The 25,398-nt window shown below is 33.8% G+C and carries 23 protein-coding genes and 1 pseudogene; 3 read left to right on the plus strand and 21 right to left on the minus strand.

All coding sequences use genetic code 11. From position 1 onward, the window contains the following. Positions 1–39 precede the first annotated feature (39 nt). Genes lnt through def form a run of 3 tightly spaced genes read right to left on the minus strand, consistent with a single transcriptional unit; the run spans position 40 to position 2,872 of the window. Complete coding sequence (gene lnt / locus DESAMIL20_RS08575) at positions 40–1,485, minus strand: apolipoprotein N-acyltransferase (RefSeq protein WP_086034440.1); 1,446 nt, start codon at positions 1,483–1,485, stop codon at positions 40–42. Further along, positions 1,464–2,375, minus strand: coding sequence for a methionyl-tRNA formyltransferase (fmt, locus tag DESAMIL20_RS08580; protein WP_086034441.1), 912 nt, complete (start codon positions 2,373–2,375; stop codon positions 1,464–1,466). Before fmt ends, lnt begins: the two co-directional genes overlap by 22 nt. Continuing rightward, the gene (gene def / locus DESAMIL20_RS08585; RefSeq protein ID WP_086034442.1) at positions 2,372–2,872 is read right to left on the minus strand and encodes a peptide deformylase; all 501 of its coding nucleotides are present in this window, start codon (positions 2,870–2,872) and stop codon (positions 2,372–2,374) included. Before def ends, fmt begins: the two co-directional genes overlap by 4 nt. Positions 2,873–3,022: 150 nt before the next feature. Here def and DESAMIL20_RS08590 point away from each other — a divergent pair, with 150 nt between their 5' ends. Then, complete coding sequence (locus DESAMIL20_RS08590; RefSeq protein ID WP_086034443.1) at positions 3,023–3,988, plus strand: NAD(P)H-dependent flavin oxidoreductase; 966 nt, start codon at positions 3,023–3,025, stop codon at positions 3,986–3,988. Here DESAMIL20_RS08590 and DESAMIL20_RS08595 read toward each other — a convergent pair. The 10 genes from DESAMIL20_RS08595 to DESAMIL20_RS08640 all read right to left on the minus strand — a co-directional run bounded on the left by DESAMIL20_RS08595 (position 3,981) and on the right by DESAMIL20_RS08640 (position 14,742). Next, positions 3,981–5,234, minus strand: a complete 1,254-nt coding sequence (locus DESAMIL20_RS08595) for a (Fe-S)-binding protein (RefSeq protein ID WP_086034444.1) — start codon at positions 5,232–5,234, stop codon at positions 3,981–3,983. The genes DESAMIL20_RS08590 and DESAMIL20_RS08595 overlap by 8 nt on opposite strands. A gap of 11 nt (positions 5,235–5,245) precedes the next feature. Then, positions 5,246–6,619, minus strand: coding sequence for an FAD-binding oxidoreductase (locus DESAMIL20_RS08600; protein WP_086034445.1), 1,374 nt, complete (start codon positions 6,617–6,619; stop codon positions 5,246–5,248). Positions 6,620–6,686: 67 nt separating this feature from the next. Continuing rightward, positions 6,687–7,982 (minus strand): MFS transporter, encoded by a 1,296-nt coding sequence (locus tag DESAMIL20_RS08605; protein ID WP_086034446.1) that lies wholly within the window; start codon positions 7,980–7,982, stop codon positions 6,687–6,689. Positions 7,983–8,146: 164 nt separating this feature from the next. After that, complete coding sequence (locus DESAMIL20_RS08610; RefSeq protein ID WP_143340263.1) at positions 8,147–8,872, minus strand: FadR/GntR family transcriptional regulator; 726 nt, start codon at positions 8,870–8,872, stop codon at positions 8,147–8,149. A gap of 34 nt (positions 8,873–8,906) precedes the next feature. After that, complete coding sequence (locus tag DESAMIL20_RS08615; protein ID WP_086034448.1) at positions 8,907–9,461, minus strand: TetR/AcrR family transcriptional regulator; 555 nt, start codon at positions 9,459–9,461, stop codon at positions 8,907–8,909. Positions 9,462–9,504: 43 nt separating this feature from the next. Continuing rightward, the gene (locus tag DESAMIL20_RS08620) at positions 9,505–11,616 is read right to left on the minus strand and encodes a tetratricopeptide repeat protein (RefSeq protein WP_086034449.1); all 2,112 of its coding nucleotides are present in this window, start codon (positions 11,614–11,616) and stop codon (positions 9,505–9,507) included. 2 nt (positions 11,617–11,618) lie between these two features. Then, positions 11,619–12,656 (minus strand): ATP synthase subunit e, encoded by a 1,038-nt coding sequence (locus DESAMIL20_RS08625; protein WP_086034450.1) that lies wholly within the window; start codon positions 12,654–12,656, stop codon positions 11,619–11,621. Between the two features lie 2 nt (positions 12,657–12,658). Further along, on the minus strand, positions 12,659–13,552 hold the full coding sequence (locus tag DESAMIL20_RS08630) for a hypothetical protein (protein WP_143340264.1): 894 nt from the start codon (positions 13,550–13,552) through the stop codon (positions 12,659–12,661). Then, positions 13,549–14,505 carry an MvdC/MvdD family ATP grasp protein gene (locus DESAMIL20_RS08635; protein WP_143340265.1) on the minus strand — a complete coding sequence of 319 codons (957 nt, stop codon included), beginning with the start codon at positions 14,503–14,505 and terminating at the stop codon, positions 13,549–13,551. Before DESAMIL20_RS08635 ends, DESAMIL20_RS08630 begins: the two co-directional genes overlap by 4 nt. Positions 14,506–14,550: 45 nt before the next feature. Further along, a complete protein-coding gene (locus tag DESAMIL20_RS08640; protein WP_086034453.1) occupies positions 14,551–14,742 on the minus strand; it encodes a hypothetical protein in 192 nt (63 codons plus the stop codon). A 274-nt stretch (positions 14,743–15,016) separates the two neighbouring features. Between DESAMIL20_RS08640 and acs the strand changes: the two genes are divergently transcribed. Beyond that, complete coding sequence (acs, locus tag DESAMIL20_RS08645; protein ID WP_086034454.1) at positions 15,017–16,990, plus strand: acetate--CoA ligase; 1,974 nt, start codon at positions 15,017–15,019, stop codon at positions 16,988–16,990. Positions 16,991–17,216: 226 nt separating this feature from the next. After that, positions 17,217–17,450 carry a hypothetical protein gene (locus DESAMIL20_RS10870; RefSeq protein ID WP_409212535.1) on the plus strand — a complete coding sequence of 78 codons (234 nt, stop codon included), beginning with the start codon at positions 17,217–17,219 and terminating at the stop codon, positions 17,448–17,450. On the opposite strand, the pseudogene DESAMIL20_RS10875 reads toward DESAMIL20_RS10870, so the two are convergent. The 8 genes and pseudogenes from DESAMIL20_RS10875 to ispF all read right to left on the minus strand — a co-directional run. Next, positions 17,451–17,585, minus strand: a pseudogene (locus tag DESAMIL20_RS10875) (transposase); the annotation flags it as partial. Positions 17,586–17,761: 176 nt separating this feature from the next. Beyond that, on the minus strand, positions 17,762–18,793 hold the full coding sequence (pstS, locus tag DESAMIL20_RS08655) for a phosphate ABC transporter substrate-binding protein PstS (protein WP_086034456.1): 1,032 nt from the start codon (positions 18,791–18,793) through the stop codon (positions 17,762–17,764). A gap of 349 nt (positions 18,794–19,142) precedes the next feature. Beyond that, the gene (locus DESAMIL20_RS08660) at positions 19,143–21,734 is read right to left on the minus strand and encodes a [protein-PII] uridylyltransferase family protein (protein WP_158090569.1); all 2,592 of its coding nucleotides are present in this window, start codon (positions 21,732–21,734) and stop codon (positions 19,143–19,145) included. 77 nt (positions 21,735–21,811) lie between these two features. Next, positions 21,812–22,774: a protein translocase subunit SecF gene (secF, locus tag DESAMIL20_RS08665; RefSeq protein WP_086034458.1), complete on the minus strand. Its 963-nt coding sequence runs from the start codon at positions 22,772–22,774 to the stop codon at positions 21,812–21,814. Positions 22,775–22,783: 9 nt separating this feature from the next. Next, positions 22,784–24,376 carry a protein translocase subunit SecD gene (secD, locus tag DESAMIL20_RS08670; RefSeq protein WP_086034459.1) on the minus strand — a complete coding sequence of 531 codons (1,593 nt, stop codon included), beginning with the start codon at positions 24,374–24,376 and terminating at the stop codon, positions 22,784–22,786. Positions 24,377–24,397: 21 nt separating this feature from the next. Beyond that, positions 24,398–24,700: a preprotein translocase subunit YajC gene (gene yajC / locus DESAMIL20_RS08675; RefSeq protein WP_086034460.1), complete on the minus strand. Its 303-nt coding sequence runs from the start codon at positions 24,698–24,700 to the stop codon at positions 24,398–24,400. A gap of 10 nt (positions 24,701–24,710) precedes the next feature. Further along, positions 24,711–24,923 carry a DUF2905 domain-containing protein gene (locus DESAMIL20_RS08680; protein WP_086034461.1) on the minus strand — a complete coding sequence of 71 codons (213 nt, stop codon included), beginning with the start codon at positions 24,921–24,923 and terminating at the stop codon, positions 24,711–24,713. A gap of 1 nt (position 24,924) precedes the next feature. Beyond that, on the minus strand, positions 24,925–25,398 hold the full coding sequence (gene ispF, locus DESAMIL20_RS08685) for a 2-C-methyl-D-erythritol 2,4-cyclodiphosphate synthase (RefSeq protein ID WP_204218590.1): 474 nt from the start codon (positions 25,396–25,398) through the stop codon (positions 24,925–24,927).

Here is a 25,398-nt window from a genome sequence, read left to right on the forward strand (position 1 = left end):
GAGACTTTTTGTGCACAAAAGGTATCAGGCAAGGCAGCTTTAAGCTGCCTTTTTCTTTCTAAAAATAAATATTAAAAGTAAAATTCCAGTAAAAATTAGATTAATTAGTGTAAAATAGTGTCCAAACCCATCAAATACTGTTGCATCTTCATCATTAAATGTAATTTTCGCTTTTAGTATTCCAACAGTATAGGGTTTTAGACTCGCAATCATTTTGCCAGATGGGTTTACAATCATACTAAACCCTGTATTTGCACAACGTGCTATGTATATATTATTCTCAATAGCCCTATAAAAATCATCTCTGTAAAACAGATGAAATGTAGGTGTATGGCTAAACCACGCATCATTTGTTATAACCACAATTAACCTTGTACCTAAATCTTTAAAAGTTCTTGCAATTTGCTCAAAATCTTCCTCATAACAGATGATCGCAGCGGTCTTTAGGCCATTGACATCAAAAAGCGTAAACCTTTTGCCATGCGTAAAGCTGCCAAACTTTGTAACAGTGGGAATGAAGCTCAAATACTTCCTAAGAGGAATAAACTCAGCAAATGGCACAAGTTCATGTTTATCATAATAGTCAAATTTTTCATTGTTGAAAAAAACTGCGGAGTTGTAATAATTATAGCCCCTTTGAGTTTGTGCACCAAAAATGATAGGCGTTTTGTAGTTGCCCAAAAACTTATCAAAGTCTCTTGGACTAAATAAAAAAGGATAAGCACTTTCAGGCCATACCACAAGATCTGCATCTGTTTTGATTGTAGCATTTATATAAACATTTAAATTATTCATTAGCATTGCACTATCCCATTTTTGAGACTGAGGTATATTACCTTGAATTAAAGCTATAGTTTTATTAAGAGAACCGTTTTTTGGGGGTAAATTAACAACAAAAAACAAACATGCAATTAAGCCTAAAATTATAAGAGGCTGTTTTATTTTTTTATTATACAAATAATATATTGCTATGTTAACAAACAACAGCTTCAAGCCAACAAAATACGAACCAAACCAGCTTGCATCCTTTATAAAAAATGGCATATTATAAACAAACATACTGACATTGCCAATGGGATCGCCATAGAGTACAATTGAGCGCAAATATTCAAAAGATATATAAAATACAGGCAAAAGCACAAAACTAATATTAAATTTTTTTACCAAATAAAACGGCAAAAACGTATACATTAGCTGGTATATGCATACGCCCAAATACATAAAAAAAGCCAAAAAAAACGGCACATGGTTGTAAACATAAATGCCTTTTAATAACCCTATGTACAAAAATAAAAAAAAAGGCACAAAAGCTACAGTTGTAATCAAAAGCACATTTGCAAATACCTTGGTATTTTTTAGAGATTTAAGTGTAATAAAGAGTGGAACAAAAGCAAAAAAAGAAACGAAAGAATAATAAAATGACAGGATAAGTAAAATAGGCGTTAAAATAAAACTAAGACGCTCTAGATTAGCTTTTGACCACATTGAATTTTATAACCTGCCAAAAAGGCTCTTATGGGCATAGAATTTTTCCCTTCTTGTTTAATTTCTTCTATGCTAATGCTTTTATTTTTGCACGCAATTACTAAAGAACTTTTACTAACCTCTATGACAGTGCCTGGATCTGAGTTTTTATCTACAACGCTAGCTTTTAATATTTTGTAAATTTTCCCGTTATAGCGGAAAAAAGCCTCTAAATAGCCCGCAAAAGCTTTTACTTTTTTAACTATAGCTACAGCATCTTCTGTTTCAAAATTAATACGTGCGTCACTTTTATCAAACTTTTTTACATAAGATATATTGCCTTTTTGAGGTATGGGTTTTATCAAGCCTGCTTGCACATACTCTACAGCACAAACAATCATTTGACTTGCAATTTGGGAAATTTTGCCAGATAGTGTAATATTATTATCATCGGACTTTATTTCAATTATCTTTTGCATCAAAATATCGCCTGCATCTAAGTCCTTTGTAAGGCTTATTATGCTTATGCCCGTATGTGTATCACCATTTAAAAGAGCGCTTATTATAGGTGATGCACCCCTGTACTTTGGCAGTATACTTGGGTGAATATTCAATATGCCATATTTAAAAGCATCGATTACATTCTGTGGTATGATTTTTCCATAAGAAAACAACACACCCATTTGACAATTCTTTATTTGTTCTAAAACCCCAACATCAAGCTTTTGGGGTTGAAGCACACTTAAATTTAATTCTCGAGCTTCTTGTTTTATTGGACTTTCAATTAAAGTTTTATTGCGTTTTCCTTGCTTGTCTTGAGTTGTGAGAACTGCTTTTACGTTAAAATGCACATTTAAGCTTCTTAGCGTTTCAACACCAATCTCGCTTGTGCCAAAAAAGACTATATTCATTTAGTTTCTTTTAAAAATTTTTTAAATCTCAATTTTTCAACAAAGTTTATCCTATCAACAAACAAAATGCCATTTAAATGGTCAATCTCATGCTGAACAACAACGGATAAAAAATTATCAATATCAACTTCTTGCTCTTGCCCTTCTAAATCTAAGTATTTTACTCTAATGTAGCGCCTGCGGTCACTTACCTTACCATAAAAGCCTGGCACACTTAAACAACCTTCATCGTGTTCTTCGTAAAACCTCTCATAAGACAAAATTTGCGGGTTTATCATAGCTATTATTTTACTATCACCACCTAGAGCTTTCTCATTTACTATAATTAATCTTTTTTTTATGGCAATTTGAGGTGCTGCAAGACCAATACCATTGTTCTTTAGCATTAATTCACTCATGGATTTTATAATGTTTACAATTTCGTCATCAATTTTTTCCACTGGAGCTGATACTTTTTTTAATTCCTTATCTGGGTAAGTTAATATTTTGTATTCCATAGACTACCTCACTTTTAAAATTATACCTTTTGGGGGCATTAAGTCAAGAAAAAGTATTTTAATTAATTATAAAAACTTAATAAATCAATTGACTTAATATATATCGTATGATATGCTAAGTATTACGTTTACGTAAAAAAGGAGGATTGAATGTTTAAGACACAGTTTACTAAAGATTTTGGTGTCGAATTCCCTATAATGCAAGGTGGCATGATGTGGATTTCTAAAAAAGAACTCGTTAGCGCTGTATCTAATGCGGGAGGTCTTGGTATACTTTCTGCCCTTACTTTTGAAACGCCAGACAAGCTTGCAAACGAAATTGAGCAAACAAAAAAATTAACCAATAAACCATTTGGCGTAAACCTAACATTTTTGCCCACACTAAAACCCGTTAATTACGACACATACATTGAAATAGTTATTCAAAGCGGTATAAAAATCGTTGAAACAGCAGGCGCAAATCCAGCAAACTATATTGAGAAATTAAAAAACAACAATGTAAAAATCATTCACAAGTGCACTTCTATAAGACATGCGCTAAAGGCACAAAGTATCGGTTGCGATTATGTAAGCATTGATGGTTTTGAGTGCGCAGGTCATCCCGGCGAAGATGATGTAACTTCTTTAATCTTAATACCAAGAGCCAAAGACGAGCTTAACATACCCGTTATAGCCTCAGGCGGTTTTGGTGACGCAAGGGGTTTTGTAGCTGCACTTTCACTTGGTGCATGTGCAGTTAATATGGGCACAAGGTTTATGGTAACTCAAGAAGCTCCATTGCATGAAAATATCAAACAAGCGTTATTAAAAGCAAAAGAAACCGATACTGTTTTGCTTGAGCGTAGTCTAAAAAATACGCTTAGGGCTTTTAAAAACACACATGCATTGAAAGTTTTAGAGTTAGAGCGTCAAGATGCAAATCTTGAAAAACTGGCACCATATTTAAGTGGCTTAAATGGCAAAAAAATGCTAGAAGAAGGATTAATTGATAATGGACTGCTTGCATGTGGTCAAGTAATAGGACTAATTAATGATATACCAACCACAAAAGAGCTTATTTTAAATATCATAGATCAAGCAAAATCAATCATACAAAATCAGGCTAGGCTTATTTAGCCTGATCTAATTTAATCATCTCATACAAAGCTTCTATAGGGTGGGCTACTTTTGTGTCTAAATTAGCTTTTATCAACGCATCTGAAAGCTGCATAGCACACCCAGGGCATGGAGTATAGAGTTTTTTAAAATCCTTTTCTTTTATTTCTTGAGTTTTTGATTGTGGTATTTTACTTGAGTCTTTGTAGTATTTGGCATTGAATGTACCGCCAAAACCACAGCAATTTTGGTTTTCTAAAGGCTCAAAATCTTTAGTTATGCTACCCATAAATTCTTTTAGTATATTATCCTTTGAGTGTTCATAATGGCAAGGTATGTGAAGTGTGGATTTTTCTTCTTCTTGCGGCTTTATGTTTACATTTAACACTTCTTTTAAAAATACAACTATATCCATCATAGGGACTTTTGCTTTTTTGCCTGTGATTTTTGCACCCATGTCATCTAAACCATACTGACAGGTAGGACAGGCAGTTACAATGTAGCTTGCATCAGTAATTGAATCAAACCACTCTAAGTTTTCATTAACCACCTGCTTGTATAAGTCCAGCTCACCCATAGTGGCAGCAGGTATACCGCAGCACTTGTTTGTCTGTGATACATATACACTTACACCGTAGTGCTTTAGTACTTCTACAACAGCTTCTCCCCACTTTGTGTACATATAGGTTATAGCACAGCCTGGGTAGAAGATTACGCGCATTTTTTCTTCTTTGGCTTTGTTGAGTCCACCGTATTTAGAAGTAAACGGCCTTGATTTTATAGATACGACGTTTCTTTGAGAAAACTCGCCAAATAAGGGCTTAAATATATCTTCTTTTACCTGTTTTGAGCCAAACTTAAGACCAATGTGCATTAAAGGAGCAGTTTTTGCAAGAAGCTTTGGCTTTTGCATAATGATTTTTAGTACAGCTTTTTGCCAGTTTGGTAATTCTTTAGTTTTTCTCAATATGGATTTTGCCCTTAAGAATATTTCATCCGTTTGCACGCCGCTTGGACAATACTGCTTGCACCTTGTGCACATAACGCAGTAATCAAGATGTTTAAAGATCCTACCGGCTTGTTCTATGCGTCCTTCGTAGATTGCTTCAATCAAAGCCAGCTTACCGCGAGCCACGGATGTTTCTATGAGGTCTTTATCATAAATTGGACATACAGATTGGCATGTGCCGCACTTTGAGCACTGTATTATAAGTGGCTCTAACTCTTTTAGCTCTTTTACTATTTCATCAACTTTTTTATCACTCATAAATAACCTTCTTATAAACTCATTTTGTGAGGATTTAATATGTTATTTGGATCAAGACCGTACTTTAGCCTTTTCATAAAAGCTATGGTGCTTTTCCCTACCTCGCTTTCTAGGTACTTTGCCTTTGCTATACCTATGCCGTGCTCACCGCTAAGTGTTCCTTCAAGCTTTAGTGTAATCTCAAATATCTCATCTATGGCCTTTTCAACACGCTTCATTTCTTCAACATTACGCTTATCTGTAAGGATTGTTGGGTGAAGGTTGCCATCGCCTGCATGACCAAATGTACCAATGAGCAAATTGTACTTTTTGGCTATATCGTTTATCGCCTGCATCATAGCAGGCACCTTGCTTCTTGGGACCGTTGCATCTTCTAATATCAACGTAGGGTTTAGTCTTGCAAGGGAGCTTAGAGCGTCTCTTCTTGCCTGCCAGAGACTGTCACGCTCTGTATCGTCTTTTGCAATATGAACTTCCCCACCAAAAGACTTGCAAATATCTGCTACTTTTTTATACTCATCTTCCACTTGAGCCTCATGGCCATCAACCTCTATAAGCAAAATTGCTTGAGCGCTTATAGGAAGACCTAAATGATGAAACTTCTCTACTGTTTGTATTGTAAAATTATCTAGTATTTCCAATGTAGCTGGCACAATCTTTGAGCTTATGATGTCTGAGACTGTTTGAGAAGCCTTTATTAAGTCACTGTAGATTACAAGGAGGCTTTTTCGCGACTGAGGAGGGGGTACTAATTTTAATATGAATTCTACCATTACACCCAGTGTACCCTCACTAGATAGCATCAGCCCCGGAAGATTGTAGCCTGTTACAAGCTTTACAGGTTTCCCGCCACCTTTTATAAAATTACCTTCGCTGTCAAGAAACTTTACACCCATTAGGTAGTGACTGGTTACACCGTATTTTAGCGCCCTTAGACCTCCAGAGTTTTCTGCAACATTTCCACCCAACGTTGAGACTTTTAGGCTTGCTGGATCTGGGGGGTAGAGCAGTCCTTTTTTTGCTACTGCATCGGCAAATTTTTGCGTAACTACACCTGCTTGAACAACAGCGTACAAATCGTCCATATTAATCTCAAGTATGTTGTTAAACCCACTCATGAGCATTACACACCCCCCATTAACAGGCAGTGTACCACCGCTTAAATTTGTACCCGCGCCGCGCACAATTAAAGGGATCGAATTCTCATTGCAGAGCTTTATAATACTTGAAATTTGTTCGTAATTTTGCGGTTTTACTACAATATCTGGAGCTTTTGGCTCTTCTGGGAACGCATCGTAACTATATGCCATTGTATCTTCTATATTGCTCCAGCAGTTTTGTTTTCCTACCATGCCTTCAAATGCTTCAATCAAAACTTTTTGCATAGAGTACCTCCAAAAAACCAAGAATAAAGAACCAAAGGCTCAGGCTAATAGCCTAAGCCTTACAAAATTAGTACCGTTTTGCACCCTGAGTTGCTTCTTTTGGCAATAAAGCAAGTAAAACTGCAGAAATCAACAAAGATACGCCAACGGCTGCTAACCCATAGTAGACATTGCCCGTGCGAGATTTTATAAAACCTATAATATATGGTGCAAAAAATCCACCTAAATTGCCAATTGAATTGATTACTGCTATGCCTGCAGCTGCAGCTGCGCCTGATAAAAACTTATTTGGTAGTGCCCAAAATGGTCCAAAAGCAGCGTAAGCTCCAGCAGTAACGATTGACAAAACGACAATAGAAGTAAATGGCGTTTTTATAAATAGCATTGCAAATATAGCTATAGCACTAATTACAAGAGGTATTTGTGTGTGGTAACGCCACTCAGCTTTTTTATCCGCTGATGATCCATTAACAACCATCATTATTGCTGCAAATAAAAATGGTATCATTGCCAAAAATCCGACAGCTTGAGAACTATAGGTTTTTGAGAGACCTTTTATAATTTGTGGCAGCCAGAAGCTTATTGAATACAATCCCATAATTAACCCAAAAAAGTAAATAAAAGCTAGCAACCAAACACGCCCGTTTTTCATTGCCTCAGCTGCTGTCATTTTTTTCTGTTTGGCTTTTTCTGATTGCTCTTGAGCTATCTCGTTAGTAAGCCAATCCCTTTCTTCTGATGTCAAAAACTTTGCTTCAGATGGTTTATTCGGTAAAATAAAAAATGTTATTATGCCAAATATTAAAGCAGGAAACCCCTCTAATATAAATAGCCATCTCCAGCTTTCAAGTCCTGCCCAATGCACATGGTCTAAAATTATACCAGATATTGGAGAGCCAATAACGCTTGAAAATGCAAGTGCGGTCATAAATAAAGCTACCGCTTGGGCAAGGTCTCTTTGCGGAAACCAGTATGTTAAAAACAATATTACACCAGGGAAAAATCCCGCTTCGACTAACCCTAATAAAAATCTAGCGACATAAAGGTGCATAGGAGAATTTGCAAAACCTGTAAGCGTAGCAACTAGTCCCCAAATAACTAATATTATAGAAATCCAGATACGCGCTCCTATTTTGTGTAAAATTAAGTTACTTGGAACTTGAAAAACTAAATAACCTATAAAAAAAATACCTGCAGCAAAACCAAACTGTTCGGCGCTTAAACCTAAATCTTTGTTCATTTTTAAAGCAGCAAAACCTACATTTACTCTGTCTAAAAAATTAATAACGTAAAGCAAAAACATGTAAGGAATTAAAAACCTCTTAACCTTGCTTATAGCGCTTTTTGCTATAGCCTCTGACATAATCTCACCTCCAGCAAAAATTGGTCTATTGGTTAGACCATTGGTTAAATTATAATACTGTTTTATTAATTGTCAATTATATTTTTAAATTATTAATTTATAAACTAAAATGTGCAATTTTTAGCAAAATTTGTCAAAAATAAATCGTGTGTTACTTGTTTTTATTAGTTTTGTAAACTAAATTTATCGAGGTAATTTTTAAAATCTTGATCTATAAAAGAAAGATGTTTTAACATGCTTTGTTTGGCAAAAGAGGGATTGTTTTGTATAATCGCATCCATTATGGCTTTGTGTTCAAGTAATAACTCTCTTTTTGACAAACCCTTTACCTTTATAACATATTCTCTGCCTACTTTTACGGTATCTTTTAACAAATTAAAGATTGACATCATCATATGGTAAAGCACAGTATTTTTAGAAGCTTTAATGATAGATAGGTGAAATTCCGCATCTTCGTATTCACCAGAGTTTGATTTAGTGCTAACTTTTTCTAATTCCATATAAGCTTCAGTAACGTACTTTTTTGATTCTTCATCTGCATTTTTAGCTGCCATTTCAACAGCCCACACTTCTAGAGTTTTTCTAATCTCCATGAGTTCCCATGTTAGCTTAGGATCTTTTACCAATAAATTATCAACACCTTTTAGTATATCTTCACCAACAGATTTTATAAAAGTGCCATCTCCTTGAATGCTCTCAATCAAACCTTTTGCCTCCAACATGTTTAGTGCTTCTCTCACAGAGCTTCTACTTACCTCAAACATTTTTGCTAAATCTCTCTCTGAAGGTAGTTTTTCATTGGGCTTTAAAATAGCATCTTTTATGTAGAGCTCTATTTGTTCCACAATCTCTTCTGAGATCTTTTTTTGTTTAATTGGTTTAAATATCATACCATTTTTCACTTAGTTACGCTTCAAAAGCTAACTAAAAACACAATTTATTTATCAATTGTGCTAAATCCGCAACCTTTGAGGTTAAAGAATAAGATTTGTTATTTAATCGCCACTTTAGTCCGTTAAAAATTATGCTACCCAACATTATATCTGCGATAATCTCGCTTTGCGGGCACTCATTTAGTAAATCTACAATATTTTGTCTATAATTAAAAACAATTGTTTGCAATTTTTCTTTCTTTGCAATATCGCCAATATAAATTTCATCAGAAAAAACCATTATAGGCAGTACTTCGTTGTCTTCTACCATTTTCAAATGCTCACTCAAAAGGCTCAAAATCCTTTTTTGAATATCTTTTTCTTTTCTAGCTGTTTCTATAATATTAAGTAAATATCCGTCTATCTTATCCATAAAATACAAAATTAGCTCGTCTCTGTTTTCAAAATATTTGTAAATCGCCGGCTGTGTTACACCTAAAACATCAGCTACGGCTTTTGTTGTAACATTATTGAAACCTTTTTGTGAGGCAATCTGGCCAATCGCTTTGAAAACCTCATCTTTGCGCTCTTGCTTCGACTTTCTCATATTATTAATTATAAACTCTTTTCGTTTATTATCAAATGTTTTTTTATTCTACTTTTAACTTAAACTCCCATTTAATCATTTCATCTTTTACAGCTTGCGCATCATTTGCATCTGGCAACAAAATTAAATAAACATTCATGTGTTCAATAGCTTTTTTGTAATCTTGCGTTTGTGCATATAACAGTGCTATATCGTGGTGTAAGTTTGGGTTAAATGGATTTTTTTCAATAACGGCATTTAATTTAGCAATAGCTTTATCTAATTTATTTTCTTGATAATACATTTGAGCATATATAAAAGATTTTTTTGAATCTTCGTTAAGCTCCACCACAGCAGGGTCTACAGCAATAATGCTTTCAACATTTGAATATATCTTTGATTTATTTTGTTCATCAACAAAGTCTAAAACCGCCTTATAGTATTCTAAAGATTTCCTATACGCTCCCTGATTTTTTAGTTGTGAAGCTGTTGATAAATTTTCATTAACAAATGAAGAAATCGCTTTAAAAAACATAGGTTTAAATTTATCAAATAAAACGCTACCGTGATTTTGTTGTGCTAATCTATACGTCGTTAAAGCTTTGTTATAATATTTCATATTAGCATATGCAACGGCTTGTAGTATATTGGCTTCTGCTAAAAAATTAACATTATCTAGCAAATCAACTGCCTTATCATAATTGTTAGTATCAATTAAAACTAATGCTTTTGCAATGGTAGAAATATTGCCGTCTAGGTACAGCTTATAAGACAAATCGGCATACTCATAAAAGTCCTTTTTATTGTTTAAAAAATAATTCCCAAAAGCCATCCAAGCGTATGCAGAAAATGAATCCGGAGTGTGTAATTTTTGCGTTTTTAGTGATAACTTAATCAACTCAGAACTGTTCTTTCTTTTAATAACAATTTCATTTAACGCATTAGACTCTTTTTTAATTAACTCTACAACCTTTTTAATTTCTATGTTTTTTGTTGATTGGTTATTAATCTCTACTACTTCATCATCTTTGTAAACCAAATTAACAGCACTTGATAAAGGATTTACAGATTCAACTATTGGGTAACCAGAGTTAGACAAAATATTACTAAAATTAATGCCAATACCATCGTATTGTTGTTTATCTAGTATTTCTTTTAAAATATTTATTGCAGCTTGATATTCATTTACACCAAAAAGAGTTTCTACGATAATCTTTGGGTTTAGTGGGATTTGGCTTTGTTTGATAATCATCTTAGCTACATCATAGTCTTTTGCTTCAATCAAAAATTTGATATAGTACTTTTTAGCATCTTGTATTATATTTTGTGCTATAGCATCGGCATAAATTTTCTTTGCAAGGCCTATTTGACCGTTTTTATAATAGCTCCTTGCAAGCAAATCATACCCAATTATATTGTTTGGGGCTAACTTAATAATCATCTTAGAAGCTGAGATTGCATCTTTGTAGTTGCCATTTCTAAGCGAAACATTAGCAAGTATTATGTAATTTTCTAAATCCAGTGGGTTCTTTTCAATTGCTGAGTTAACATGGCTTACAGTTTCGTTTTGATTGTTTAAAGCATAATCGATTTTTTGACCTAGTTGCTCTAAGTCTTTTTTGATAGATATAGCTGCAGCTTTAGAGTATTCTTCATCTCCAAAAAATGAAAACAATCCAGTTAACTCGTAATTGCCTTCCAACCTAAGGTTGTAAGGTTTTGAAACAAGATAGTTATCATCATAAATAAAAGACTCGATACCAACTACTACGTCTAAGCTTCTTTTAGAAAATCCAGAGTTTTCTTTAACATATAAGAAATTTGGCGAGATTTTTATAATAATGTGACTTTTACCATATAGCTCTAGGGAATTTACTTGATAGTCTGATCGTTTAAAATACGGTGATAAATAATACTTAACACCCTGCAAAACCATAAATTCTGTGGGTAAAATATATTTAATGTTAACAGAAAAAATATCGAAATTGTACTGTGTGTATTCTAAAATTTTATCTGCAACAATAAATGTAGCAGGGTAGGAAAATTTTGTTTGAGTTACCTGTTTTGGAGGTTCTAAATTAATTGGTTTAATATTATGAGGTATAGTAGTAGAGCAACTATACATAAAAAACACAGCCAACCAAATACTTGCAAATAAAAATGGTTTAACTTTCATAACTACTCCTTTGCATACCACTCATATACGCCTTTTTGATAAGCATTAAAATTATTATTTATAAATTCTTTAAAATCAAAATCCATCCCTACTGCGTTGGATATCTCTGTAAGATCCTTACCAAGCAAATTAAAAACAAATCGCGAATAAACCTTACTAACTTCAAGAGTAAAACTAGCCTGAGGTATACCGATTTTTAAAATAGAAAAATCAGCTATACTTTGAAGAGCTTTAGCGACCCCATCTATTTTGTAATCAACAATGATACTTGCAATACCAAGAGTATTTTCATAAACATTATCACCAATAAACTTGCTAAGACCCTTTATCTTTTTTTGCTCTTTTAGTGTTTCAGCAAGCAAAATATTGGATTTGTGATACTTTTCTAAAAAAACCTTTCCTCCTTCTTGTACTAAATCGCTCAATCGGTTGCCAAAAAAATTCTGCACCTCATGGTTAAGATCAAATTGATTTTGGCTTTGCATTAAAGCTACACTACTACTAAGCTCTTTGGTGTTTATTTTGTCTTGCCATTTAAATGGCACAATGCTCGAACCCAAAGTTTTAAAACCTAAAGATTGGTCTTGATTTTGTTGAGTAGCTTGAGTTTCAGATTGGGATTGATCTTTAATTGCATGCCATGTTTTTAGGGCTTGTTGCTTTTTTTGCATTAATAACTTTTGTTGTTCTTCGTATTCTTTTTGTTTTTGCGCTTGCAGGTAATCATCATTTGTTGTATCAGGGGGGTTCATAAGCCCACTAAATAAACCACCAAGTAAGCTGCCAAATATACCGATTGTCATACTTTCAGATGGGCTCAAAGAAGGCGAGCGAGATTTTTTGTAAGTCTTAGGCGCAGAAGGTTGAGGTTTATTTGAGTAGTTGCGATCAATAGAAGGCGTCGGTGTTGGTATGTTATAGTTGCAATTGCCTCCACTTTGCTTACACAACTCTTGAGCTTGCTCCCAAGCTCCTGCATAAGTAAAAATAGGTATGTTCAAAAAAACAAATAAAACAAGTAACTCAAATACCCTTTTCATAATTAATCCTTCCATTTTAGACTTTTAACTGGAAAGTTGTATTTCCTTAACTCATCTATATTTGATAATCCTATAATACCCATATTAGTTGGAAACATTACAAAAAGCACATTATCCTTTAAAAATATCTTTGGGTTTTTGGCTTTTACAAACTCCATTGCTTGAGCATTTTGAATAAAGCCCACAGAATTTGCCGTAGTATAAAAAATTCCGTAGCCAGTATAAACGATCTGATCAAAATTTTTATTTTGGTTATCGTAGTAAAGTAATCTTTTCTCATCTTTTACGATATAAATTTTGTCCTGTGAAGCAATAACTATATTTTCTCCAACGCCTGAGACACTACTTATGGGTTCTTGTTGAGAATAAAGCGCAACAAAAGCGTGTGGTTTTATTTTTTTGTTAAAAATATAAACTTTGTATGTTTTTGTTTTATTATCAAAACTCAAACAATACAATGTTTTATCAAGTCCTAAAAATAGTTTAGATTCACTGGGTAAACTATCTATAGGTTCAATTGTAACTTTTGGTATGTTGTTTAGCATGGGTGAAATTTTTAGATACCCAAACACGGTTTTGCTATAAAAAAGCACCGCTGTCTCATCAAGACACAAGAAACCACTATAGTCGCCCTCAACAACTAAAAAACTATTTTGTTTTGGGAAAAACAAAAATTTGTTCATATATCCAACAATTGCCTGGTTTGTTACACAAAACTCCACTTTATGTTTTGCACTGTAATTTTGAGGATTAACAAGCCAAAATGACTGAATTGAGCTGTTTTTTGGTAATATTAAAGCTACTTGGGGGATCACATAAATTTCGTCCCTAGCAAAACTTTGACTGGCAAATAAAAACAATAGTCCATAAAACACAATTACTTTTTTTAACATCATCTAACCTGCGTAGGTATAGGGTTTAGTGGCGTATCTGGGTGAATTTCTTCTATAAATTTTTTAATTACACCAAGTTTATTTTTAGGATCCAGCCAAAGCCATTGACCATTTGGGTTAACTTCTAAAAAATAATAGTTTTTATCATCATATAGAAAATCTAGTCTACCAAAGTGCAATTTTAAATCATTCATAAACTTATAAATATTCTCTTTAATATCTTTTTTTAAATCGTGGACTTGCCAGTTAGATGCGGTTTTATCTACAGATAACTCCCTCCAATCAACAGTCCTATCTATAAAATTTCTTCTGTCCAATTCAAATGCAAACATTTTATCTCTAATAAACACAACCGTAATATCGTATTTCGCGTCAATATATTCTTGAATCATCCAGGGTTGATTGTCACTTAGCCCGTTTTCTTTGGTTTTTGTTGTATATAAAACTAAATATTGTTTTTTATCTATGGGTTGCATTGTTAAGCTTTTAATAACTATATCTCTATCATTAAACTCTTTTAATTTAGTATTGTACCTAAATTCATAGTTTGGGACATTAAAATACTTTTTTGCAACACTAAGTTGAACAAACTTTCCAACTCTAAAATCTACTAAAGGCTCTATTAATACTACCTTTCTTTGCATCCAGGCTAAATTTATAATTTCTCTTGCAGCGTAGTATAATTCCTTGTCAATGTAATCTTCTTCGTCTGATAGTTGTTTGGGCTTTATTAATAGATCCTGCTTAAGCGAGGGCTTTCTGTACAATACTTTATTTATATTTGTATTATTTGCTATTCTGTCAAGTGGGTCTCGAATTTCAAAACCGTCATTGTTTAAAACTATTTTGTATTTTTCAAAACAATCAGAATTAAACCTAAATACACCGTTTTCTCCCATATAGTAAATCAACATATCAATGGTTGTATCAAACGTAGTAGAATAAATTAGTAACATATAAAACAATTAGCAAGCCTTGATAAGAGGCTTGCTAATTAACTCTTAAGAATCTGCCTCGTTAGTGGAGCTTTCACCATCAAACATTGTAGAGCTTTTAGTGCTCCAAATAATTAAACGTAAATCTGCGCCAACAAAACGCCTCTGCTCTTTAAAATTGTAACTACCAGTATCTGCCACCAATTTTTCAAATGCAATCCTCTCCTTTTGCCTTGCAAAGTCCTTTAGGGTCTTCATGAGATACCTCCTTTACACATTTTTATATATTTTTGTATATTACATAATTGTAATGTAATCGAAATTATTTATATGTCAAATTAATTTTCTTAATATATCACTTAATTTTAATTAGTATTTAAAATTCATTTTTTACGTAATTATAGTTAATTATTATTTTTTTGCTAAAAAGTTAACTTTTATTTTAAATTTTTTTAAAAAGAATCTTGACACTAAATATAAATTTCTATATTATTTTAAAAGAGATATATAAAATCATAGAAGGGGGGATAAAATGCATGAGCAAACTTCGAAAGGCGACAATTTTTTAATCCACGCATCTGGAGATTTTCTTCAAAACGCAAATTTAAACGCTAAGCTTTATGAAGAGTACCTTCAGTGGGCAAAAAAAGATTGGGAAGGATTTTGGGATTATTTTGGCAAAAAAGAAATTACATGGTTTGAACCTTTCAAAAAGGTTTTTGATGACTCTAGCATCCCATTTTACAAATTTTTTGTAGATGGTAAACTAAACATTAGCTATAACTGCATTGATAGACACTTATCTACATGGAGAAAAAACCGAGCCGCAATAATTTGGGAAAGCGAAATTGGCGAAAGCAAAACAATAACTTATAGAGAACTCTATTATCAAGTAAATAAATTTGCAAATGTACTAAAAACTCTAGGTGTAAGAAAAGGTGATAGAGTAGTACTCTACATGCCAATGATAACAGAGCTTCCCATTGCAATGCTTGCATGCGCTAGGGTTGGAGCTATACACAGTGTAGTATTTGGTGGATTTTCACCAGCGGCACTGAGAGAGCGCATCTTAGATGCAAATGCAAATGTAATTATAACAGCAGATGGTGGAAGAAGAGGTGGTAGAGCTATACCTTTGAAAGATAGCGTAGATGAAGCCATTAAAGATTTAAAAAACATAAAATATGTTGTCGTTGTAAAACATATCGGAAGAGATATTTTTATGAAAACATTGAGAGATTTCTGGTGGAGCGACCTTATGAGCGATCCTGATTATGCAAAAAATTATTGTGAACCAGAGGTTATGGATTCAGAAGATCCATTCTTTTTACTATACACATCTGGCTCCACGGGAAAACCAAAAGGTGTTTTACATACAACCGCAGGTTACCTCATATGGCGTATATTAACTGCCAAATGGGTATTTGATTTAAAAGACGAAGACACATTTTGGAGTACAGCTGATTTAGGTTGGATTTCTGGGCACTCATACACACTCTATGGTCCACTATCGGTTGGCTCAACAACACTTATTTATGAAGGCATACCCACATACCCAGATCCAGGCCAATGGTGGCGCTTAATTGAAAAATACAGTGTAAATGTTTTATACACAGCGCCAACGGCACTCAGGGCACTTATGAAATACGGCGAAGAATACCCAAAAAAATACAACTTGTCGTCCTTAAGATTGCTAACCACTGGTGGCGAAAGACTTAATTCTGCTGCGTGGCTGTGGTATTACAAAAATGTGGGCCAAGAAAGATGCCCTATTATTGATGCGTATGGCCAAACAGAAACAGCTGGCCATATGCTTTCATCGCTACCAGTAGCACCACAAAAACCGGGCTCTGTTGGCATTCCTGTGCCTGGTGCTTTCCCTGAAATCGTTGATGATGAAGGGAACATTATAAATGAACCATACAAAACAGGAAATTTAGTGTTTACAAAACCCTGGCCCTCAATGGTTCGAACACTCTGGCAAAACGACGAATTGTATAAAAAAACTTACTGGAGTGCTTTTGATGGTAAATACTACTTAACTGGCGATATCGCTTACAAAGATGAAGAAGGATATTACTGGATGGAAGGTAGAATTGATGATGTCGTTAATGTTTCTGCTCATAGAATAGGCTGTGCTGAAATTGAAAATGCGCTAACGGGCTATCCTGCTATTACTGAAGCCGCTGTTGTGGGCGTACCAGATGATATTACAGGTGAGGCTATTTTTGCCTATGTTGTTCTCAAAGAAGGTGTCGATTTAACTCATCACGATGAGCTTGTGCGCGATATAAGAGACCACGTAGGCAGACAAATTGGCCCAATAGCAAAGCCATCTGAAATTGTTTTTGTTGACCAAATGCCAAAAACAAGGTCTGGAAAGATTGTTAGAAGACTATTAAAGGCGCTCGCAACAGACAAACCTATCACACAAGATACTTCAACACTTGAAGACATAAGTGTCATCGAAAAACTCAAAAAAGCCCTCAAAGAGCGAAATGACTAATATTTTCTTGCTTTGACCAGTCTAACTGCTGGTCAAAGAATTTTTATCAATAAATTTCTTTAAATCTTTACATATTTTTTTCACTTTCTTGAAGATTTTTTTACACTGAAATAATTACACTAAAAACAAAAATATACTGGGCAAAAAAAAGGGGACAGGCTACTTTATTCTATCTTCGCGCATAATTAAGTGTCGCAACATTAAGTAATCTGTGCTATATGTTTCTATGGAAATGGAAGCGGTAATTAGAAAGAAAAATGAGCCATTGGAAAAGCTGCTTGACGAGCATACACGCCGTCTTTGGGCAGCAACCGAGGCAAATGCTTTAGGGTGTGACGGAATTTCCATAATATCCCGAGCAACTGGAATATCCCGCAGGGCAATACTCGTTGGTATCAACGAAAACCATTTGGAAGTGATTTGGCATCAGGAAGTAGGCAAAAATCTTTACTGGAAATAGTTTCTTTGCTCGTTTCATTAAACTGATAAATCTCTCATAATCTTCAGCTTTATGAAAAACCTCTTGCCTGCCGTTGCCACGGTTTATAACATGATAGATATATTTGTCTGCTAAAGCCCTTGCTATTCTTGGCATTTCCTATGTCTAACCTATAAAAGTAGCCTGTCCCCTGATTCTCTCCTTGATTATTTAAATCTCGGAAACGCTTATAGAGTGACGAGGGATTTTGAAAAAACTGAAGAAAAAATCAAAAAACGATTTATAGAAGAAGGGCCTTTAAAGCCCTTCTTCTATATTTGGGGGGGGGTATTTTAGAAACCGTTTTCATTTAAATATTTGAATATCAAGCCTTTCGTTGATTGAGGCAATGGAATGTAGCCTAGACTCTCAGCTGCTTTATTGCCATGTTCAAATGCCCATTTAAAGAACTTAACCGCTTGCTTGTGTTGAGGGTTAGACTGTTTTGGTATTAGCACAAAAGTACCAGATACGATTGGCCAAGTCTTTGGACCACTTTGGTTTACCAAAGCTTCACAAAAACCATTGCTTGCTTGCCAGTTTGCTTTTGCAGCAGCTTCTTTAAATGCTGCAACAGTAGGTACAACCCACTTGCCTTCTTTGTTTTGCAATACTACACTTGTTAGATGACTTTGCAGCCAAAATGCATACTCTACATATCCAATTGAGCCCTTGATCTGTTTTACATAGTTTGATACACCCATATTGCCTTTACCACCCACACCTGTTGGCCAGTTTACAGATAAACCGTAGTGGATTTTCTCATCCCATTCTTTGTTAATCTGGCTTAGCCAGTATGTAACATTCCAGTTTGTGCCAGAGCCGTCTGCCCTGTGAACTATTGTAATAGGTATATGTGGTAATCTTAAACCAGGATTATCCTTTCTAATTTGGGGATCATCCCAATACTTAATTTGTCCCATAAATATTTTAGGGATAACAGCATCAGATAATTTGAGCTGGTTATCCTTAATACCTGGAATATTTACCACCAATACTATACCTCCAACAAGAGAGGGAAACTGAAGCAAATTTTTTTTATCAAGCTCTTTTTTAGATAAACACATATCTGAGCCACCAAATGCAACAATCCCTTGACTAACTTGCTGTATACCTGCACCAGAGCCAACACCCTGATAGTTTACTTCCGCGCCCGTAACTTTCTCATACTCAAAAGCCCACTTAGTGTAAACTGGGTAAGCAAAAGTTGAACCTGCGCCGTTGATCGACCCGTCTGCTTGAGACAGTTTTGCATTAAAAACAACACTGCCTACCAAAAAGACAGCAATCACAAAAAGCTTTAACCACTTTTGTGACTTTAACATAAACACCTCCTACAAAATAATAGCTTACCTATTATTTGTCTTAATTATGCAAATTGTCTATCAAATAATCATCAAGAAAACGTAAAATATTTGTAAACTAACACTATTTTAACTCAACAAGAAGTGTATTTTTACCTATTGAATACTTCTTCCCGTGCCAGTAAACCTTTGTATTTAGGGGAGGGGAAAAAGTAAGAGGAAAAAGGGGACAGGCTACTTTATTTTATCTTCTATTTCTTTTTTGGTCTTCCATTTCGCTTTATGGTTGATTCCAAGCCAAATACTTTTTTGATTCTTGCTTGCCATTTTTTACCTATAAAAGTAGCCTGTCCCCTTTTTCTGAATTTAGCTAATCTAACAAGAAGTGCGCATTAAAGATACCACTAACTTTCTGTTGCAATTTTTTGATTTTACCTTCTAAATTATCTTCTTTTAACAGAAATTCTAAAACAGGTAACTTGTATTTAATGTCATTTGGTATAAGTCTTGTTAAGTTGAGTATTTTTGAAAAATATATATAAACGGCTTTTAAAAACCTCACCTCTTTTATTTGCGAGATCTCACCGATCATCTCTTCGATGCTTCGTCCAAATTTAAAACATCCATTTTGTATGCATAAGAGTTGCAAAATAAATTCAATATCAACTATGCCACCTTTAGCATTTTTAATATCAAAACCCTTGTGAGCTTCTATGAGATTTTTCATATCCCTTATGCTTTTTTTATCGATAAAACGGGCAAATTCAGTAATTGAGTCTTTTAAATCGCACTCAACATCGCTATAAATAATACGAGCTTTCTGGATAGCTAACTTTTCCCAATCTTTTGCGTATTTTAAAAGATAGGTTTTAAAATAGTCAATCTCAGACGCAATCAAGCCTTTCTCGCCAAATGGCCTTAACCTCAAATCAACACTGTAGAGCTTGTTAAGCTCTTTTACCAGATTTGAAACTTCAGAAATTTTTTTATCATCAACGGATTTTGCAAGAAAGACCAAATCTAGATCGCTATTTATAAACAATTCTTCAATGCCAAGTTTACCATAGGCCAAAACAATCAAATCTTTTATTTCGAGCTTTTCTATTAAGTGTTTTATAAAATTTTGCGCAAAAACTGATAAGATTTTTTTGCTTTTCTTATCGAGTTTTCCGCTTAAAAGTTTAAGCGCCACATTAAATTCTAATCTTTCCTTTTCCTGTTTTGTAAGTTCTAATATTTCTAATGGCTGGTCAATATAAAAAAACTCATCAACCAAAAAAGAATACTGGTCTAGCTTTTGGTGTAAGCCCAAAGCAAATGCCAAAGTTGCGGTTTCAAAAATGCGCTTATTGCCAAAAAAAGTATCGTAATAGTTTGGCAAAATACTATTAAAACCAGACAATACATTTAAAAAAAGCCTGCTGTTTAAACTCTTAGCCATACTTTTAAATCGCTTGTAGAGTGTATCTATGGCAGCACTTAAAAGCGCAGGGTTTGATTTGGCAAATTTTGATTTTCTTGCGATATCGCTTAGTTGAATAGATATTTGCTTATAATCGCTAAATTCTTCTTCAAAAAAACCTTCTAGACTTTCAATTGGTGAAAAAATGGGTATATTGTGTGCATAAAAAATTGTTTTATAAATCTCATGCACTGTATCTGTTATTTTGTTGTATATTTTTAAAAATTCGGATGTTTTAAGGCCAAATTTTTTTGCAAAGATTTCCAGTTCTTCTTTATTTAAAGGTAAATCTGCCGTTTGCTTTTCATCTTTTAATTGTATTTTGTGCTCAACTAACCTCAAAAACAAATAGCATGCTTTAAGCTTTCTAGCTTGCTTTAGGTAACCTTTATCGTATAAAATATCCAAAGCCTCAAGCGTTGAGTTAGTTTGCAAATCAGTATCTTTGCCAGCATATATAAGCTGAAAATATTGAGTTATAAACTCAACTTCGCGAATTCCTCCAAGTCCTAATTTTACATTAATTTTTAAAGGTTCTATTACGTCATTTTTATAGTTAGATAGTTTTTCTAGTTTAATTTTGTAGCGCATAGACCTAACATCTTCAATGTAGCTTATATCTATGTTTTTGGTATATACAAAAGGTCTTACAACAGAAAAAAACTTTTTTGCTACGCCAATATCTCCAGCTGAGAACCTTGCTCTTGTTAGGGCAAATTTTTCCCAAACTTGGCCAAAACTAAAATAATAATTCTCATACTCATCTACGCTTAGTGATAAACTAGAATTGTTTCCAAAAGGGCGTAGCCTTGTATCAACCCTAAAAACAAAACTACCAAATTGCACATCCGATATAATAGATACAACGTCTTGAGCAACTTTAAAGTAATTTTGAGTATCATTAGCATTATCATGAACAAATATTATGTCTATATCGCTAGAAAAATTTAATTCCCTTGCACCCAATTTTCCCATGCTAATAATGCACAGATTTCTATCCTTAAAACCTTCTTCGTTAAATGCTATATCAAGGGCAACTTCCAAACAAGCATCAGCTAATTCCGATAGTTCTGTATAAATTTCGTGAGATTTGCAAATTTTCGAAATTTCTTTTGAAGCGATTCGTAAATATTCCTTTTTCCTATATTCTCTCAATAAATACTTTTTTTCGTCTAAAGTTTTTTTTGATTTTATAAATTTATCTATTTCTTCTTTAAAAATTAATTTTGTTTTGTTAGCAGCTAACTCTTCTAAAAGCCAGTAAAAGTACTCATTGTGGTTAATAAGTAGTAGTGAAAGTGTATTACTTTGAGCAAATATATCAAAAAGTAAATCACAATAAAATTTAGAAGCTTTTAAAATCTCAAACAAAGTGATTTTGGCTGTTGTATTTTCTAAAAATCTTTCAAAGTAACTAAAAGCTTGATCTGGGTTTGCACACAAATTAAGTGATTCTTTTATTTCTTTTATACAATTTAAAAAACTCTCTAAAACACCCAATTTAGAACTTATATAAAGGAGCAATTTGTAGGCTTTGGTTTTATTTTTGAACAAGTTTAAAAAATTACCAAGATTATTCACTCAATCTTATATGAACGCTTAAACAACTCTTCTGGCGCAACATCTTGCTTTTTAGCCTCTGGCAACAATGGTCCTTTGAATAAAAACAGCACTGGCGAGGCAATAAAAATAGACGAGTAGGTACCTGTAATAAATCCTATCAGCAAAGCAAAAGACATACCCCTTAATACACTGCCACCAAACAAGAACAAAATTAATGTTACCAAAATTACAGTGCTAGATGTTATTATGGTCCTACTTAACGTTTCACTAATACCTATATTTATAGCATCAATTTTACTAAGCTTCGGATCGTTTTTTAACTTTTCCCTAATCCTATCAAAGATAATAACAGTATCATTTACTGAATAGCCTACAATGGTAAGCAACGCAGCTATTACATCCAATGTCAGTTCATAATTAAACAACGATAAAAACCCCAATGTTATTAATACATCATGAACCAATGAGGCTACAGAAGCAACAGCAAAATTATACCTAAATCTAATTGATATATAAATTAATATACCTAAAAAAGAAAGTAAAACTGCAATAACGGCTTTCTTAGTAAAATCATTCCCAATTTTTGGACCTATAACATTGACTTTTAATATTTGATATGCATTTGAACCATATTGTGCAAAAGACTTGGCAATTTCTGCATTTAAAATATCATTATTTATATTACTTAGGGGTATCTCTACCAAGTATTGACCACTTGTATTACCATAATTTTCTATTGACATATGTTTAAAATAATTAGATTTTTCCAACAAGGATCTAACTTCGCCTGTTCCAATATTGTTTTTTACCTGCAATATAATTGCCGTTCCACCTTTAAATTCTATACCTACTTTAAATCCATTTTTTATAATTAAAGAAATTAAACCCACTGCAATCAAAAAAATAGATAAGTAAATCCCCCACTTAAATTTTGATACAAAATCTACTTTTAAGCCTGGTTTAAAAATATGCAGCATTATTAACTCCTAAATACTCAACTTCTTTAATGATTTATTGGAAAATAACGCATCGTATATAACTTTTGTAAATGTAATTGCTGTAAACATATTAGCAATTAAGCCTATCGCAAGCGTAATAGCAAAGCCTCTTATGGTTTCACTCCCAAACTGGTACAAAATAAACGCTGTAATAAGCGTAGTTATATGTGTATCTATGATTGTAATCAGTGACCTATCGTAACCTAGCTCAACCGCATCTTTAGGTGTACGCCCGTGAAACAACTCTTCTCTTACCCTTTCAAAAATAAGTACGTTTGTATCAACGCTCATGCCCACAGTAAGCGCCATACCAGCAATACCAGGCAGTGTAAGTGTAGCACCAAGCATTGCAAGTGTTCCTATAATTATAAGCAGGTTAAACATCAAAGCAACATCGGCTAATAGACCAAATAATTTATAGTAAACTACCATAAATAAAAATACTGCGATACTGCCAATAATTATAGCAAGTGTTGCGCTTCTTATTGAGTCTTTACCTAAAGTTGGACCAATAACGGTTTTTTCTAGTACTTTAACTGGAGCAGGCAAAGAGCCACTTCTTAGCACAATGGATAAATCATGTGCCTGCCTTACTGTAAAATCACCGCTTATTTCCCCACTGCCATTTAAAATAGGCTCTCTAATAACAGGAGCAGAATAAACTGTGTTATCCAACACTATTGCCAATCTTTTACCAATATGCGTTGAAGTAAACTGTGCGAAAGCTGCAGAGCCCTGCGAGTTAAGATCAAACGATACAACAGGCTGATTTGTAGTACTACTAAAGCTCACATTAGCTTTTTTTATCATGCTTCCTGCTACCACAGCTGCCTTTTTAACCACAATAGGTACTTTCGTAATCTCGCCTGTTGTGGGATTTTTAACAATCTGATAAAGCAATTCATCGTCTGACGGTAGTTGGCCATTAAGCGCGTTTTCAATATTTACGGAATCGTCAACTAAATGAAGCTCTAATACAGCCGTTTGGCCAATTAATTTAATTGCACGCTCTGGATCAGAAATGCCCGGCAGCTCAACTACAATATCCCTTGTGCCACTCGTTACTACTGTGGGTTCTGCAACACCAAACTGGTCTATACGGTTTCTAATAACACCCACTGCCTGGCTTACAGCTTCTTTTTGCATATTTGAAGCAATTTTTGGCTTAAGTGCCATTGTTATACCTGAAGGAGTGGCCTTTGTTTCAAAATTGCCAAAGTTGCTCTGGATTAAATCCAATGCCCTATTTGTATCGTTTGGATCCATAAGGGTTACATTTATAGATGTTTTCTTTGGATTTACTTCTACGGAGTTATATGCGATTTTTGCATTATCAAACTGTTTTTTTAGGTTGTCTGCAGCTTGCTGTAAGATCCCTGCGAGTGCTTTGTCTGTTTCAACTTCTAAAGTTAAATGCGTGCCACCTTTTAGGTCAAGACCAAGGTTTATAACTTTTTTAGGCATAAAGCTAGGGAGATTTTCAAGCGTTTGCTGAGGTAAAAATGCATCTACAGCATATGCACCAAATGTTATAAAAACGACAACAACTAAAAAAAGTTTAAACCAATCTGATTGTTTCATATACTAAATCACGCTAACCTATTAAGCTTTTGAGATAATATTGTCTTTTAAAATTTTTATATTAACATTTTCTGCTATTTCAATGGTTAATTCTTTTTCGCCTATATTTTTTATCTTACCATAAATTCCACTTGAAGTGATAACAGTGTCCCCTTTTTGCAAACTTTCTATAAATTCTTTGTGCTTTTTCCTTTGTTTTTGTTGAGGTAATATAAGAAATAAATAAAAAACCACAATAATTATAGCAAATGGTATAACAGTCGATAAAATTGAGTTAGCTGGCCCTGGTTGTGCTGCAGCATAAGCTAATGAAATAAAATGCATGATATCCTCCCTAACGTTTGTTTAAAAAATACATAATCACAGTCAGTATTATACTCAAAAGTATACTTGTTGCAAGCGGAAAATAAAAAGTAAAATTACCTTTCTTTATAATTATATCACCCGGTAATCTCCCAAAAGGTAATTTTGATGAAAATGATAAAAGCAGCCCAAATAAAACTAACATTACTCCCGCAAAGATCAAAATTTTTCCGATAGACTGCATACTAGCCCTCCAACAAAACTACCACATATGCAGCAATAGCTAAGCCCTTACCAATCTCATCAACCTTTTCATTGGTTTTTGCCTTGATATTAACAAATCGCTCATCTATTTCAAGCAAATTCGCCATATTTTTTTTGATTTTTAGTTTATATGAAGCTAATTTTGGCCTCTCAAGCAATACTGTTGCATCCACATTAACAATTTTAAAACCATTTTTTTTAATTAAATCAAGCGTTTTTGTTACAAATAAGATACTTTTGGCATTTTTATACGCATCATCTGTATCTGGAAAATGCTCACCAATATCGCCAAGACCAGCCGCTCCAAGGATGGCGTCTACCAGCGCATGTAAAAGGCAGTCACCATCTGAGTGAGAATATGCCCCAATGTCACTGTCTATTTCAACACCACCAATAACCAATTTACGATTTTTTTGCAATCTATGCAAGTCATAGCCTATGCCAACTTTCAACAT

The organism is Desulfurella amilsii (genome assembly GCF_002119425.1).
In the GTDB taxonomy this organism is placed as follows: Bacteria; Campylobacterota_A; Desulfurellia; order Desulfurellales; family Desulfurellaceae; genus Desulfurella; species Desulfurella amilsii.